Source organism: Sphingomonas sp. (genome assembly GCF_965227385.1).
In the GTDB taxonomy this organism is placed as follows: domain Bacteria; phylum Pseudomonadota; class Alphaproteobacteria; order Sphingomonadales; family Sphingomonadaceae; genus Sphingomonas.
The window spans coordinates 899,028-911,538 of sequence record NZ_OZ245750.1 but is presented as its reverse complement, the minus strand read 5'-3'; the positions used below and the strand labels follow the sequence as shown (position 1 = coordinate 911,538).

Annotated in this window: 14 protein-coding genes; 4 read left to right on the top strand and 10 right to left on the bottom strand. The window is 68.4% G+C overall.

All coding sequences use genetic code 11. The annotated features are described in order from the left end of the window. Positions 1-5 precede the first annotated feature (5 nt). The 3 genes from ACO05N_RS04375 to htpX are packed head-to-tail and all read right to left on the bottom strand — an operon-like array spanning position 6 to position 2,594. Positions 6-1,298 (bottom strand): RsmB/NOP family class I SAM-dependent RNA methyltransferase, encoded by a 1,293-nt coding sequence (locus tag ACO05N_RS04375; RefSeq protein WP_422055965.1) that lies wholly within the window; start codon positions 1,296-1,298, stop codon positions 6-8. Positions 1,299-1,329: 31 nt separating this feature from the next. Beyond that, entirely contained in the window at positions 1,330-1,650 is a 321-nt protein-coding gene (locus tag ACO05N_RS04370; RefSeq protein WP_422055964.1) for a hypothetical protein, read from the bottom strand. Continuing rightward, positions 1,647-2,594, bottom strand: a complete 948-nt coding sequence (gene htpX / locus ACO05N_RS04365) for a zinc metalloprotease HtpX (protein WP_422055963.1) — start codon at positions 2,592-2,594, stop codon at positions 1,647-1,649. The genes ACO05N_RS04370 and htpX overlap by 4 nt, the downstream gene beginning before the upstream one ends. Positions 2,595-2,660: 66 nt before the next feature. On the opposite strand from htpX, the gene ACO05N_RS04360 reads away from it, so the two are divergent. Further along, positions 2,661-2,822: a DUF1674 domain-containing protein gene (locus ACO05N_RS04360; protein ID WP_294015717.1), complete on the top strand. Its 162-nt coding sequence runs from the start codon at positions 2,661-2,663 to the stop codon at positions 2,820-2,822. Positions 2,823-2,864: 42 nt separating this feature from the next. After that, entirely contained in the window at positions 2,865-4,703 is a 1,839-nt protein-coding gene (locus ACO05N_RS04355) for an AsmA family protein (RefSeq protein WP_422055962.1), read from the top strand. Here the strand turns inward: ACO05N_RS04355 and ACO05N_RS04350 are convergent. From ACO05N_RS04350 to ACO05N_RS04320, 7 genes are read right to left on the bottom strand one after another with little or no spacing between them, the layout of a single operon-like run. Continuing rightward, on the bottom strand, positions 4,700-5,230 hold the full coding sequence (locus tag ACO05N_RS04350; RefSeq protein ID WP_422055961.1) for a DUF1697 domain-containing protein: 531 nt from the start codon (positions 5,228-5,230) through the stop codon (positions 4,700-4,702). The genes ACO05N_RS04355 and ACO05N_RS04350 overlap by 4 nt on opposite strands. Beyond that, entirely contained in the window at positions 5,227-6,204 is a 978-nt protein-coding gene (locus tag ACO05N_RS04345; protein ID WP_422055960.1) for an NAD(P)H-dependent glycerol-3-phosphate dehydrogenase, read from the bottom strand. The genes ACO05N_RS04350 and ACO05N_RS04345 overlap by 4 nt, the downstream gene beginning before the upstream one ends. Next, the gene (tsaD, locus tag ACO05N_RS04340) at positions 6,201-7,226 is read right to left on the bottom strand and encodes a tRNA (adenosine(37)-N6)-threonylcarbamoyltransferase complex transferase subunit TsaD (RefSeq protein ID WP_422055959.1); all 1,026 of its coding nucleotides are present in this window, start codon (positions 7,224-7,226) and stop codon (positions 6,201-6,203) included. Before tsaD ends, ACO05N_RS04345 begins: the two co-directional genes overlap by 4 nt. Before the next feature lie 17 nt (positions 7,227-7,243). Further along, on the bottom strand, positions 7,244-7,786 hold the full coding sequence (locus ACO05N_RS04335) for an SRPBCC family protein (RefSeq protein WP_422055958.1): 543 nt from the start codon (positions 7,784-7,786) through the stop codon (positions 7,244-7,246). A 12-nt stretch (positions 7,787-7,798) separates the two neighbouring features. After that, a complete protein-coding gene (locus tag ACO05N_RS04330; protein ID WP_422055957.1) occupies positions 7,799-8,194 on the bottom strand; it encodes a VOC family protein in 396 nt (131 codons plus the stop codon). Further along, entirely contained in the window at positions 8,191-8,523 is a 333-nt protein-coding gene (locus tag ACO05N_RS04325) for an ArsR/SmtB family transcription factor (protein ID WP_422055956.1), read from the bottom strand. The genes ACO05N_RS04330 and ACO05N_RS04325 overlap by 4 nt, the downstream gene beginning before the upstream one ends. 44 nt (positions 8,524-8,567) lie before the next feature. Continuing rightward, positions 8,568-9,230, bottom strand: coding sequence for an MBL fold metallo-hydrolase (locus ACO05N_RS04320; protein WP_422055954.1), 663 nt, complete (start codon positions 9,228-9,230; stop codon positions 8,568-8,570). 78 nt (positions 9,231-9,308) lie between these two features. Between ACO05N_RS04320 and pabB the strand changes: the two genes are divergently transcribed. Both pabB and ACO05N_RS04310 read left to right on the top strand, forming a co-directional pair. Continuing rightward, complete coding sequence (pabB, locus tag ACO05N_RS04315; protein WP_422055953.1) at positions 9,309-11,084, top strand: aminodeoxychorismate synthase component I; 1,776 nt, start codon at positions 9,309-9,311, stop codon at positions 11,082-11,084. 35 nt (positions 11,085-11,119) lie between these two features. Further along, positions 11,120-12,319, top strand: a complete 1,200-nt coding sequence (locus tag ACO05N_RS04310; RefSeq protein WP_422055952.1) for a pyridoxal phosphate-dependent aminotransferase — start codon at positions 11,120-11,122, stop codon at positions 12,317-12,319. The last annotated feature ends 192 nt before the right edge of the window (positions 12,320-12,511 follow it).

Below are 12,511 nucleotides of genomic sequence, written 5' to 3'. Positions count from 1 at the left end.
CAGAATCATGCGGCAACGCGCATGAGCCGCACCATGAAAAATCCGTCCAGCCCGCCATGCTCCGCGAGCATGCCGGGCAGGGTGCGCAGCCAGCCGCGTGGGTGGGCGGTGACGCCATTGGGCAGCTCGTCGGGGAGGACCGGATCGATCGCGAAGCCCGGGTGGTCGGCCAAGAAACGCTCGATCTGCTGCTCGCCCTCCTCGGGCTCGAGCGAGCAGGTGGCGTAGACCATGAGGCCGCCGGGCCGGACCCAGCGCGCGGCGCGGGGCAGGAGCTGCGCCTGAAGCTCGGCCATCTCCGCGATCAGGCGCGGGCGGACGCGGTGGAGCACATCGGGGTGGCGGCGGAAGATGCCGGTCGCGCTGCACGGGGCGTCGAGCAGCACGGCGTCAGCCTCGAACCCCGGTTCCCAGTTGAGCAGATCGGCAGTGACGACTGTTGCGGACAGGCCGGTGCGCTCCAGATTCTCGTGAAGTCGCGCCAGACGACTTTCCGAGGCATCGACGGCGGTGACGTCCCATCCGGCGGCGGCGAGCTGAAGCGTCTTGCCGCCGGGAGCGGCGCACAGGTCGAGCGCGCGGCCCGATCCGCTGCCGTTGCGGGCACCGATCAGCCGGGCGGGGAGCGAGGCGGCGATGTCCTGCACCCACCATTCACCCTCGGCAAAGCCCTCCCGCTCGGGGATGCTGGTGCCGGCGGCGACGCGGACATGGCCGGGGAGCAGGCTCTCGCCCTCTACGGGTGCGTCGCCACGCAATGTCAGGTCGAGCGGGGGCGGGGCGGCGATCGCGGCGCAGGCGGCGTCGGCGGCACGCTCGCCCCAATTGCCGGCGATGCGGGCATAGACGTCGCCCTGCAGCGCGGGCGGGTCGGTCAGCACGGCGTTCTGGCGCATCAGCGTGCCGAATACGCCGTGGACCAGCTTGCGCGGGCCGCCATCGACCAAGGGGAGTGCGGTCGAGATCGCGGCGTGCGGCGGGGTGCCGAGCCGCAATGCCTGAACCAGCGCGATGCGCAGCACGAAGCGCGCCTTGGCGTCATCAGGCAGGCGGTTGCGCGTGGCGCTGTCGATCAGGTCGTCGAGATCGGTGAGGCGGCGCAGCACTTCGGCGGCGATAGCGTGCGCAAGGCCGCGATCGGAGGGGGCGAGCCCCTGGGTCGAGGCGTCCAGTGCCTGTTCGATCGCTAGGCCACGGCGCAGCACGGCATCGAGCAGGCGCAGCGCCGCCCGGCGGGCGGGGGTGCCGGGCGGATCGGCGGGACGGGGCGGCGGGCGATGACCGGTAGGGCGGGGCATCACCGCCCCCTACGCCGAATCGCGCGCGGGTTCACCCCCAAAGCAGCATGCCAAGGGGAATGCAGATCGCTGCGAACAGCGTAATCCAGATTGCGATCCCGACCCATAGCGCAAACCAATCGCTCCGGCGCGGAGCGGCCCGGGAACTACGCGGCACAACGCGCAGCGACGACGGTATGCGCACCTTTCCCATTGTCGTCAGCGCGATCGCGCGGCGGCCGACGCCATGAAAAAAGCGTGCTGTGCCTCCTGCAAATATCCCTTCGATCACGACATCGACGACAAAGCCGCCCGCCTGGTGCAATACCGCGCCAGCGACCTCACCGACTGCTTCGGCGACATCGTCGATCATCCGCGCCGGTTCGGGTCGAGCGCGCTTCCGCGACGCGGAGCCGCGCGCACACCCAGCGCAGACGGGCGGTCGGCGGGGGCAGCGAAGACGTCGCGCGGGGCGCTGTGGCCCATGGTGATCGCGATTTCCTCCAGCGCAGCGATGCGATTGCCGGTGTCGGGGTGGGTCGAAAACAGGCTGTCGCCGCCGCGGGCCAGGCCGGGGACGATATAGAGCTGCGATGCCGCCGGATTGCGCTGTGCGACCGGGTTCGGCACCGCTGCCGCGCCCTGGGCGAGTTTGGCGAGCGCCGAGGCGAGTGCGCGGGGGTTGCCCGAAATCTCGGCGCCGCCCTTGTCCGCGCCATATTCGCGGGTGCGGCTGATCGCCATCTGCACGATCATCGCGGCGAAGGGGGCGACGATAACCGCGAGGATGGTGGCGAGAAATGCGCCGCGATTGTCGTCGCCGCCGCGGAAGAACAGGCCGAAATTGGCGAGCATCGAGATCGCACCGGCGATCGTCGCGACCATCGTCATGATCAGCGTGTCGCGATTGCGGACATGCGCGAGCTCATGCGCCATCACGCCGGCAATCTCGTCGCGGTTGAGGATGTTGAGCAGGCCCGTGGTCGCCGCGACCGCCGCATTCTCCGGGTTCCGCCCTGTGGCGAAGGCGTTGGGATGGGGTGAATCGATGATGTACACCTTGGGCATCGGCAGCTGCGCGCGCTGGGCGAGGCCGGCGACCACGCTGTAGAATTCGGGCGCGGATGCCGCGTCGACCTGTCGCGCGCCGTGCATACTCAGCACGATCTTGTCCGCGTTCCAATAGGTGAAGAGGTTCATCCCCACCGCGACCAGCAGCGCGATGATCATGCCGCCACGCCCGCCAATGGTGAAGCCAAGGGCCATGAACAGGGCGGTCAGTGCCGCCAGCAACATCGTCGTCTTGAACCCGTTCACTTGGATTCGCTCCTTTCACTCCCCAATGTGGGAAATGCCACCCGTCGCTTCAATCGAGGAACCATCATGGGCAAGCGCCCCGATCATGTGAAGCCGCCCGCCTATCTGTCGAAGAGCCCGCCTTTGCCCAAGCCGGAGGCGGGGAAGAAGGCGGAGAGCGACCCGCTCGGCAACGATCCCACGCGCTATGGCGATTGGGAGCTGAAGGGCATCGCGATCGATTTCTGAACCGCAGCCGGAACGAAATCGGGGACGGCGCGTCCTGCGGCGATGACCGCGCCTTCCCGCACCCTGATCGTCCGCATCGCCATCGGCATCGCCGTGGTGATCGCGTTGCTGCTCCTGACGCTGGCGATGCTGCCCTGGGGCGCGTTCAAGGGGCGCGCCGAACGCGCGCTGTCGGCGCAGATCGGTGCGCCGGTGACGATCGGTTCGATCGAGCGACGGTCGTTCTTCTCGTTCAGCCCGCTGCTCGACATTCGCGACCTGCGTATCGCCCAGCCGGACTGGGCCGGGACGGGCGAGATGGTCCGGGTCGAGCGGGTGACGGTGCGCCTGCCGGCCCTCTCGATTCTGACGGGACGTTTTGCGCCCGAACCGGTCGAGGCCGCCAATGGACGCCTGATCCTGATCCGCGCCAAGGACGGGCGCAAGAATTGGGAGCGCGAATCCGAGCGGAGCAGCGGTGGCGGCAGCGGGCTCGAGCGGCTGGCGGTCAGCAACCTGATCCTCGACTATCGCGATGCGAAGAAGGACCGCCGCCTGGCGGTGCGGATCGATTCGGACCCGCGCGGCTTTCGCGCATCGGGGACCGGCGCGCTGGCGGACGAGCCGGTGAGCATCGAAGTGCGCGGCGCGCCGATCGCCGGGCGCGTGCGCTGGCCGTTCCGCGCGCGGCTGGCCGGGCCGCGCACTCGAATCGCGGTGCAGGGCGCGATGGCGGCGCCGTTCGACACGCGCGATATGGCGTTCGATATCTCGGCTCAGGGTGCCGACCTGCTCGATGTCGATCGGGTGATCGAAGCGGGGCTGTTCGGGACGCAGCCGGTGAAGCTGATCGGGCGGGTGTCGCGCAAGAGCGATACGTGGCAGGTCGAGCGGTTGGCCGGGACGATCGGCCAATCGCGGCTGTCCAGTGCCACCGCCAGCATCGACAAGAGCACGCCGGGCCGCACGCGGATCGACGGCGATGTCGCGCTGGCCACGCTGCGGTTCGATGATCTGGCGAATGATCGCGGCCTGGCGGCCGCCGCGGCACGGCGTGCGCGGATCGGCGACCGGCTGATCCCGTCGACCCAGATCGACCTCAAGAGCGTGAGCGATGTCGACGGTGCGCTGCGCGTGCGCGTTGGCCGGATCGTCGGGACTCCGGGCTTTCGCGCGGCGCGGGCGACGCTTGCGCTGGACGCTGCGCGGCTGACCGTCGCTCCGTTCGTCATGGACATGACGCCGGGCCGGTTGGCTGGGCGCGTCGTGATCGACCAGCGTGACGGCAAGTCGGTGCCGACGCTCAATCTCGACCTGACCCTCCGCGGCAGTCGGATTGCGGCGCTGGCGGGCGACGGCGTGCTCGACGCGCCGTTGCAGGGGCGGGTGCGGCTGACCGGGCCGGGCGACACGATCCGCAGCGCGGTTGGCCGGTCGACCGGCAGCATCGCGCTGGTTGGCGGGACGGGGCGGATCCCGGCCAATATCGCCTCCTATCTCGGCCTTGATGTCGGGCGCGGGGCGCTGGTCGATGGCGACAAGGTGGCGACGCTGCGCTGCATGATCCTGCGGCTTGAGGTGAAGAATGGCACGGGGCGGATGGCACCGTTCCTGATCGATACCTCGCGCAGCCAGTCGCGCTTCAACGGCAGTGTCGACCTGTCGGATGAGCGCCTCTCGCTCGTCATGACCGGGTCGCCGAAGAAGGAGAGCCTGTTGCGGCTGACCAAGCCGGTGCCCGTCGGCGGGACGATCAAGGCACCGTCGATGCGCCTGCCCGATGGGGCCAAGCCGAATGTCGGCGGGGTGTTGAAGCTGCTGGGCGATGCGATTGCGGGGGATCGCCCGCCCTTGGCGCAGGATGCGAATTGCAGCGCGCTGGCGGCGCAGGCGCTGCGCTAAAGCGCGTCGCGGATTTTGACCACCGTGTTCCAGTTGCGCGCGGTCGTGACGGGATCGCGTGTTGCCTTGCCGAGCGGTGCGTGCAAGGTCGAGCGGGCCTGGCCTTCGGGGAAATCGATATAGAGTTCGCGGCCGATCGCCCGTGCGCGCTCGGGACCGTCGTGCGTCGCCATCACTGCTTCCACGGCGGCGCTATCGACCGGCTTGCGATGGAAGGTGACGACGAGGAAGCTGGGGCGATCGGTCGCCGCGTCGGGGAAGGGGTTGGCGGCGACGACTGCCTCCATCTCGTCGGGCGTGCGCACGAAGATTTCGGATTTGAGCCCGGTCTCCTGGGCCAGCGCGTCGTGGATCTGCGCCTCGAGCTGTTCGGCGCGCGCATCTGGGGCGGTGAAGACGACATTGCCCGAGGCGAGCAGGGTCTTGACGTCGGTGAAGCCCAGCCCTTCGACCACTGCCTTCAGTTCCGCCGATTTGAGCTGACGCTTGCCGAGGTTGATCCCCCGCAGCAGTGCCGCCCATCTCACGCGGTTTCGCCGCGCGGCGGGCGGGCGAGCAGCGCGTCGACCACGGTGCGGACCGGCGTTCCTTCGAGCAGCGCGCAGACAGCTTCGGTCACCGGCATCTCGACCCCGGCGGCGCGCGCGGCTTCGCGCAGCACTGGCGCGGTCGCGGCACCCTCGGCAACCGTGCGGCGGTCGGCGAGCAGCTCGGCGGCCGCCCTCCCCTGACCCAGCCCGACACCGAGCGAGAAGTTGCGCGAATTGGTCGAGGAACAGGTGAGGACGAGGTCGCCCAGGCCCGACAGCCCCGCCAGCGTCTCCGGCCGTCCGCCGCGCGCGACGCCGAATCGGGTCATCTCGGCAAAGCCGCGCGCAATCAGCGCAGCGCGGGCGTTGAGGCCGAGGCCTGCGCCCTCGACCACACCGCACGCGATGGCGAGGACATTCTTGACCGCGCCGCCGATCTCCGCGCCGGTGACGTCCGACGAGCCATAGGTGCGGAACGTCGCGCCGCCGAGCCGATCGGCCAGCGCTTCGCGCAACGCGTCGTCTTCGCACGCCAGCGTGACTGCGGTGGGCAGCCCCTTGGCCACCTCATGCGCAAAGGTCGGGCCGGACAGGACCGCGACGGGCGCGTCGGGATGGAGTTCGCGGGCGATCTCGGCGACCAGCTTCTGTGTCCCTGACTCGATCCCCTTGGCGCACAGCACCAGCAGACGGTTTCCGGCAGGGAGCTGCGACAGGACCGAGCGCAGGAACTGCGCGGGGACGACGACCAGCAGCGCGTCGCAATCCGAGAGTTCCGTCAGGTCGCTGGTTGCGCGGATCGACGGGGCGAGCGGGATGCCAGGCAGAAACAGCGCGTTCTCGTGCGCCGCGTTGATCGACGCCACGACGTCATCCTCGCGCGCCCACAGCGTCACCGGCTGGTCGTTACGCCCCGCGACCTGCGCCAGCGCGGTGCCCCATGCGCCGCCACCGAGTACCCCGATCTTCATGCCTTCACTCCCGCGCCGCGCACCTTTTCCGCATCCGGGTCGAGCGGCCAGCGTGGGCGCGCGGGCACGTCGAGCGGATCGCTGAAGCCGGCGACGAAGCGCTCCGCCCCGGCCCAGGCGATCATGGCGGCATTGTCGGTGCAGAGCCAGAGCGGCGGCGCAACGAAGCGCAGGCCGTGCTGGGTCGCGAGCGTTTCGAGCGCCGCGCGCACCGATCCATTGGCGGCGACTCCGCCGGCGACGACTAGCGCAGTGGCATGCGGTGCCTTGGCCAGCGCGATGCGGGTGCGGTCGACCAGACAGTCGACCACCGCCTGCTGGAACGATGCGGCGAGATCTTCGGGTGCGAACTTGCCGACCTTGCGCGCGACATCGCTCTTGAGCCCCGCGAAGGAGAAATGTGGCTCGCCCGATCCGACCAGCGGGCGGGGCAACGGCACCGCGCGCGGGTCGCCGGTCCTCGCCGCCGCCTCGACCGCCGGTCCCCCGGGGAAGCCGAGGCCGAGCAGCTTCGCGGTTTTGTCGAACGCCTCGCCGGCCGCGTCGTCGATCGTGGTGGCGAGGCGGCGATAGGCGCCGACTCCTTCGACCAGCAGCAGCTGGCAATGCCCGCCGGAGACGAGCAGCAGCAGATAGGGGAAGGCGAGATCGGGATCGGTCAGCCGCGGGGAGAGGGCATGACCCTCGAGATGATTGACCGCGATCAGCGGCTTGCCCGCCGCGTGCGCCAGCGCCTTGCCAGTGACGAGGCCGACCATGACGCCCCCGATCAGCCCCGGCCCGGCAGTGGCGGCAACCGCATCGACATCGGCGAGGGTCACGCCCGCATCCTCGAACGCGGCGGCGATCAGCGGCTCCAGCGCCTCGACATGCGCGCGTGCGGCGATTTCGGGGACGACGCCGCCGAACGGGCGATGCGCCTCATCCTGCCGCGCGAGGCGGTGCGAGAGGATGCGGCGGTCCGTGGTCACCAGCGCGGCGGCGGTTTCGTCACAGCTCGATTCGAGGCCGAGGATCAACATCGCGCCGATCTAGGGATTCATCCTTCGCTTGTCGAAGCCTCTGCAAGCGTGGCTGCGACCCTCGCCTCCGATTCCGTATGCAGCGCCCAGAAGTCGCGTACCGGCTCTCCGGCTAGCAGCCCTTGCAACACTGCCAGATGCGAATGCCAGCCGCCGCCGAAATTGGCCATCGGGGCGGGACCGGTGATGCCTTTATGGGTGAGGACGAGGCGGGTCTTGCTCTCACCCTCGGCGAACAGCTCGAACCGCGCAGTGCCTTCCGCGCCATCGTCCCAGCTCAGCGCGAAGACATGCGGCGGGTCATATTCCACCACGCGTTCGCGTCCGACCGCGCCTTTCCATTTGGCGTAGCGCTCGGGATAGGGGACGGGGTCGGCCGACAGATTGTCATGGTCGAACACCAGCTCGACCGGTGCATCGGCGCGGGCATCGGTGCCGCCCGCGAACCATTTCCGGCGCAGATCGGCTTCGACCAGATAGCGCCATACCGTCGCTGGCGGGGCATCGAGAATGCGCTCGATGCGTAGCGTGTCGGGCGCGAGGATTTCGAGAGCGGGCATGATGGGCCTCCGTCAGGCGAGGTTGAGTTGCCACGACACGCCGAAGCGGTCGTTGATCCAGGCGAAATTGCTGCTCCAGCCATAATTGCCGGGCGGCATCAGCACGCCGCCGCCCTCCGACAGCGTCGCGAACAGCACGTCGAAGGTCGCCGCGTCATCGCAGTCGAGAAAGAACGACCAGGAGGGCGTGAAGTCGAAGCCGTGGGTGATAAAGCTGTCATGGACCATCACCGGCTGTCCGGCGATAACCGCATGGGCGCGGATAATCGTGCCCTCGCGGCCGGGACCGTCCGGCCCGAAACGTTCGACCGTATCGATGCGGCTGTCGGGAACATGCTCCGCGTAGAAGTCGAGCGCGGCCTGTGCCTTGCCATGCTGGAACATCAGGAACGGCGTGGCCTTGGTCATTCGGCGTCTCCGGCAGGGGCGTCACGCAGCAGCGCTTCGAGCCCGTCGAGCCGCGTGTTCCAGAAGGCCGCCCATTGCTGGAGCCATTGGTTCGCTTCGGCGAGCGGGGCTGGGTTGAGCGTGCAGCGGTGCGTGCGGCCGGCGCGGCGGCGGGTAACGAGGCCGGCACGTTCGAGCACCTGGACGTGCTTCGACGCCCCGGCGAGCGTCATCGCGTAGGGCTGGGCGAGTTCGCCGATGCTCTTGTCGCCCTGGGCAAGGGTGGCGAGCATTCCGCGCCGTGTGGGATCGGCGAGCGCATGGAAGGTCATGTCGAGTCGTTCAACCATTTGGTTGAATTATTCGCGGCTCAGATAATTGTCAACCGATCGGTTTAGCTTTGCGCGAGCGCGCGGTCCGACACGAACGGGTTGGTCTTGCGCTCCTGTCCGAAGCTGCTCGGCTGGCCATGGCCGGGGACGAAGACCGTGTCGTCGCCGAGCGGCCACAGCTTGGTGGTGATCGCGTCGAGCAAATCCTGATGATTGCCCATCGGAAAATCGGTGCGGCCGATCGATCCTTGAAAGATTACGTCGCCGACAATCGCCAATTTCGATGGGGCGTGGTGGAACACGACATGACCCGGCGTGTGGCCGGGGCAGTGGTACACGTCGAGCGTCAGATCGCCGACCGTGACCGTGTCGCCATCGACCAGCCAGCGATCGGGTTCGAACGGCTTGCCGTCAATACCGTAATTGCGCCCGTCATCGTCGAGCCGGCTGATCCAGAAGCGGTCGGCCTCATTGGGGCCCTCGATCGGCACGCCCAGTTCGGCGGCGAGTTTCCCCGCCTGACCGCAATGGTCGATATGGCCATGCGTGATCAGCAGTTTTTCGATGGTGACGCCATGCTGCTGCGCCGCCGCTTTGAGCCGGTCGAGATCGCCGCCCGGATCGGTGAACGCACCGCGCATGGTGCGGGTGCACCAGAGCAGGGTGGAGTTCTGCTGGAGCGGGGTGACGGGCACGATGGCGGCGCGCAGCGGGGGCGTGGACATGGCCCGGAGATAGGCGGCGCGCGGCCCAGCGGCAACAGAGGCTTGCGGGCAGACGTTTAGCGCTTCATGGCCGATGCGATGCTTGTCCAGACACCGTTTGTGTTGCTCGACGATGCCCGGCCGGGGGGCAGCGATGCGCGGCTCTACACCGCGCCAGCGCGGGTGATCGCTGCGCATCGGCCGGATGAGGTCGCCCCGGCGCTGGCCGCGCTCGACGCGGCGCGGACGGAGGGGCTGCATGCGGCGGGCTATATTGCCTATGAAGCCGGACACGCGCTGGAGCCGCGGCTGGCCGGGTTGAGCCGGAGCGACGCGGATGCGCCTTTGCTGTGGTTCGGCCTGTTCGAAACGGTCGAGCAGTTCGCCCCCGATGCCGTTGCCGCGCGGCTGCCCGATCCGGCGGGGGCATGGGTCGCGCGACCCGCGCCGGGGATCGGCCGCAGCGCGTATGACGCCGCCTTTGCGCGCGTGCGGGAGTGGATCGAGGCGGGGGACATTTATCAGGCCAATTTGACCTTTCGCGCAGCAGCGCGGGTGATCGGCGATCCGCTCGCCGTCTATGCCGCGATCCGGTCGCGCGCGGCGGCGGGCTATGGCGGGATCGTGTGGACTGGAAGCGACTGGCTGCTGTCCTTCTCACCCGAGCTGTTCTTTGCGCTGCGCCAGGGCGAGCTGATCGCGCGGCCGATGAAGGGGACGACACCGCGCGGCGCGACCCCCGAAGCGGATGAAGCGGCGCGCGTGGAACTGTCGCAGGACGAAAAGCAGCGCGCCGAAAATCTGATGATCGTCGATCTGATGCGCAATGACCTGACCCGCATCGCCGCGCCGGGCAGCGTGTCGGTGCCCGAGCTGTTCAAGGTCGAAACCTATCCGACCCTGCACACGATGGTGTCGACCATCGCGGCAAGGCTCGCGCCCGGCATCGGGCCGGGTCAGGCGCTGGCGGCGATCTTTCCGTGTGGATCGGTGACGGGTGCCCCCAAGATCCGGGCGATGGAGGTGATCGCGGCGGTCGAGCCGGATGCGCGGGGCACCTATACCGGGTCGATCGGGCGGATCGACCCTGATGGCGATTCCGCGTTCAACGTGGCGATCCGCACGCTGCACCTGAAGGATGGTGCGGAAGCGGCGAGCATCGGTCTGGGTTCGGGCGTGGTCGCCGATTCGCGGGCTGGTGAGGAATGGGACGAGTGCTTGGCCAAGGGGGCGTTCGTGACACGCGGCCAGCGCCGGTTCGACCTGATCGAGACGATGGCGTTCGATCCGGTTGGCGGGATCGCGCTGCTTGAGCGGCATCTTGAGCGGATGCGCGCGAGCGCCGCGGCGTTCGACATTCCGTTCGATCGCCACGGCGTGCGCAACGAGCTGCAGGCAGCGACCTTCCGCCTGCGCCATCCGGCCAAGGTGCGACTGCTGCTGTCGCCGGAGGGGCGGATCGCAATCGGGACTGCACCCATGCCCGAGATGCCGTCCGGCCCGGTCACAGTGGCACTGGCCCGCCGCCAAGTTGCGCCGCGCGACTTTCGCCTGACGCACAAGACGACCGACCGCCGCCCCTGGCCGCGCGTCGCGGGCGCGTGGGAGACCATCTATGTCGATGACGACGACTATCTGACCGAGGGCAGTTTCACCTCGATTTTCGTGCCGCGCGCCGACGGGGTCCTGCAGACCCCGCCGCTCAGCCGCTTCATCCTGCCCGGCGTGTTGCGCGCCGAACTGATCGCCAGCGGTCGTGCGGTCGAGGCGGAGCTGCGGCCCAAGGATCTGCGCGATGGATTCCAGCTCGGCAATGCCGTGCGCGGGCTGGTTTCCGCAGTTACGGTTGCGGAAGAGGAACCAGCCGACCTATAGGGCGCGCGATTTCCTTCCCAGAGAGGCGTTCCCCCATGCAGACCTCCGCCGCGCTCAACCGCATCCAGCCCTCCGCGACGCTCGCGATGACGAGCCGCGTGTTCGAGCTGAAGCGCGCCGGGGTCGATGTCATTGGCCTGGGCGCGGGCGAGCCCGATTTCGACACGCCCGATTTCGTGAAACAGGCGGCGATCGAGGCGATCCGGCGCGGCGCGACCAAATACACCAATGTCGACGGCACGCCCGAGCTGAAGGCCGCGATCGTCCGGAAATATGCGCGCGACAACGGCCTGACCTATGCCGAAAACCAGGTCAGCGTGAACTCGGGCGGCAAGCACACGCTGTTCAACGCCTTCTGCGCCACGATCGACGCGGGCGACGAGGTGGTGATCCCGGCGCCCTATTGGGTCAGCTATCCCGATGTGGTCGAGTTCGCGGGCGGCAAGCCGGTGTTCGTCGCGGCAGGGGCGGATCAGGCGTACAAGATCAAGCCCGAGCAGCTCGAGGCGGCGATCACCGCAAAGACCAAGTGGGTCGTGCTCAACTCGCCTTCCAACCCGACCGGCGCCGCGTACAGCGCGGCCGAGCTGAAGGCGCTCGGCGAGGTGCTGGAACGGCACCCGCATGTCCTGATCTACGCCGACGATATGTACGAGCATATCCTGTATGACGGCTTCGAATTCGCGACGATCGCGCAGGTGTGCCCGTCGCTTTACGACCGCACGCTGACCGCGAACGGCGTGTCGAAAGCCTATGCCATGACCGGCTGGCGCATTGGTTATGCCGGCGGGCCGCAATGGCTGATCAAGGCAATGGGCAAGCTGCAGTCGCAATCGACCAGCAACCCGTGCAGCGTGTCGCAGGCCGCATCGGTGGCGGCGCTCGACGGCGACCAGTCGTTCCTGGCCGAGCGCAACGCCGCGTTCCAGACGCGCCGCGACCTGGTGGTGTCGATGCTCAACCAGATCAACGGCATGACCTGCCCGCGGCCGGAAGGCGCTTTCTACGTCTATCCCGAATTCAGCGCGCTGATCGGCAAGACGACGCCCAAGGGGCTGGTGATCGACAGCGACGAGACGATGGTCGGCTATCTGCTCGACGATGCGCGCGTTGCGGCGGTGCATGGCGCGGCGTTCGGTCTCTCCCCGGCGCTGCGCATCAGCTATGCGACCAGTGAAGCATTGTTGACCGAGGCGTGCGGGCGGATTCAGGAGGCGTGCGCCGCTTTGCGCTGACCCGCGGACTTTTTTCACCGAAGTCTGAAACCTTTTGCGTGGGTTTCCCGAATATGAACGGGAAGACCAGCGCAGGTTCAGCGCGCCATAGTTAGTCTTTGCTTGGAATCGGCGATGGGCATCCCATCTCCGCGCCACGCAACAAGGATCAAGATGATGACTGCGGCTCTCAAATCGCCGTTCCTCCGCCGT

What these genes read in the sequence shown, in the direction of transcription:
- ACO05N_RS04330 (WP_422055957.1), bottom strand. Translation starts at nt 8,194, where the DNA reads ATGACCAAGGCCACGCCGTTCCTGATGTTCCAGCATGGCAAGGCACAG.
- ACO05N_RS04355 (WP_422055962.1), top strand. Translation starts at nt 2,865, where the DNA reads ATGACCGCGCCTTCCCGCACCCTGATCGTCCGCATCGCCATCGGCATC.
- ACO05N_RS04325 (WP_422055956.1), bottom strand. Translation starts at nt 8,523, where the DNA reads ATGGTTGAACGACTCGACATGACCTTCCATGCGCTCGCCGATCCCACA.
- tsaD (WP_422055959.1), bottom strand. Translation starts at nt 7,226, where the DNA reads ATGTTGATCCTCGGCCTCGAATCGAGCTGTGACGAAACCGCCGCCGCG.
- ACO05N_RS04375 (WP_422055965.1), bottom strand. Translation starts at nt 1,298, where the DNA reads ATGCCCCGCCCTACCGGTCATCGCCCGCCGCCCCGTCCCGCCGATCCG.
- pabB (WP_422055953.1), top strand. Translation starts at nt 9,309, where the DNA reads ATGCTTGTCCAGACACCGTTTGTGTTGCTCGACGATGCCCGGCCGGGG.
- ACO05N_RS04320 (WP_422055954.1), bottom strand. Translation starts at nt 9,230, where the DNA reads ATGTCCACGCCCCCGCTGCGCGCCGCCATCGTGCCCGTCACCCCGCTC.
- ACO05N_RS04335 (WP_422055958.1), bottom strand. Translation starts at nt 7,786, where the DNA reads ATGCCCGCTCTCGAAATCCTCGCGCCCGACACGCTACGCATCGAGCGC.
- ACO05N_RS04360 (WP_294015717.1), top strand. Translation starts at nt 2,661, where the DNA reads ATGGGCAAGCGCCCCGATCATGTGAAGCCGCCCGCCTATCTGTCGAAG.
- ACO05N_RS04370 (WP_422055964.1), bottom strand. Translation starts at nt 1,650, where the DNA reads ATGATCGACGATGTCGCCGAAGCAGTCGGTGAGGTCGCTGGCGCGGTA.
- ACO05N_RS04345 (WP_422055960.1), bottom strand. Translation starts at nt 6,204, where the DNA reads ATGAAGATCGGGGTACTCGGTGGCGGCGCATGGGGCACCGCGCTGGCG.
- ACO05N_RS04310 (WP_422055952.1), top strand. Translation starts at nt 11,120, where the DNA reads ATGCAGACCTCCGCCGCGCTCAACCGCATCCAGCCCTCCGCGACGCTC.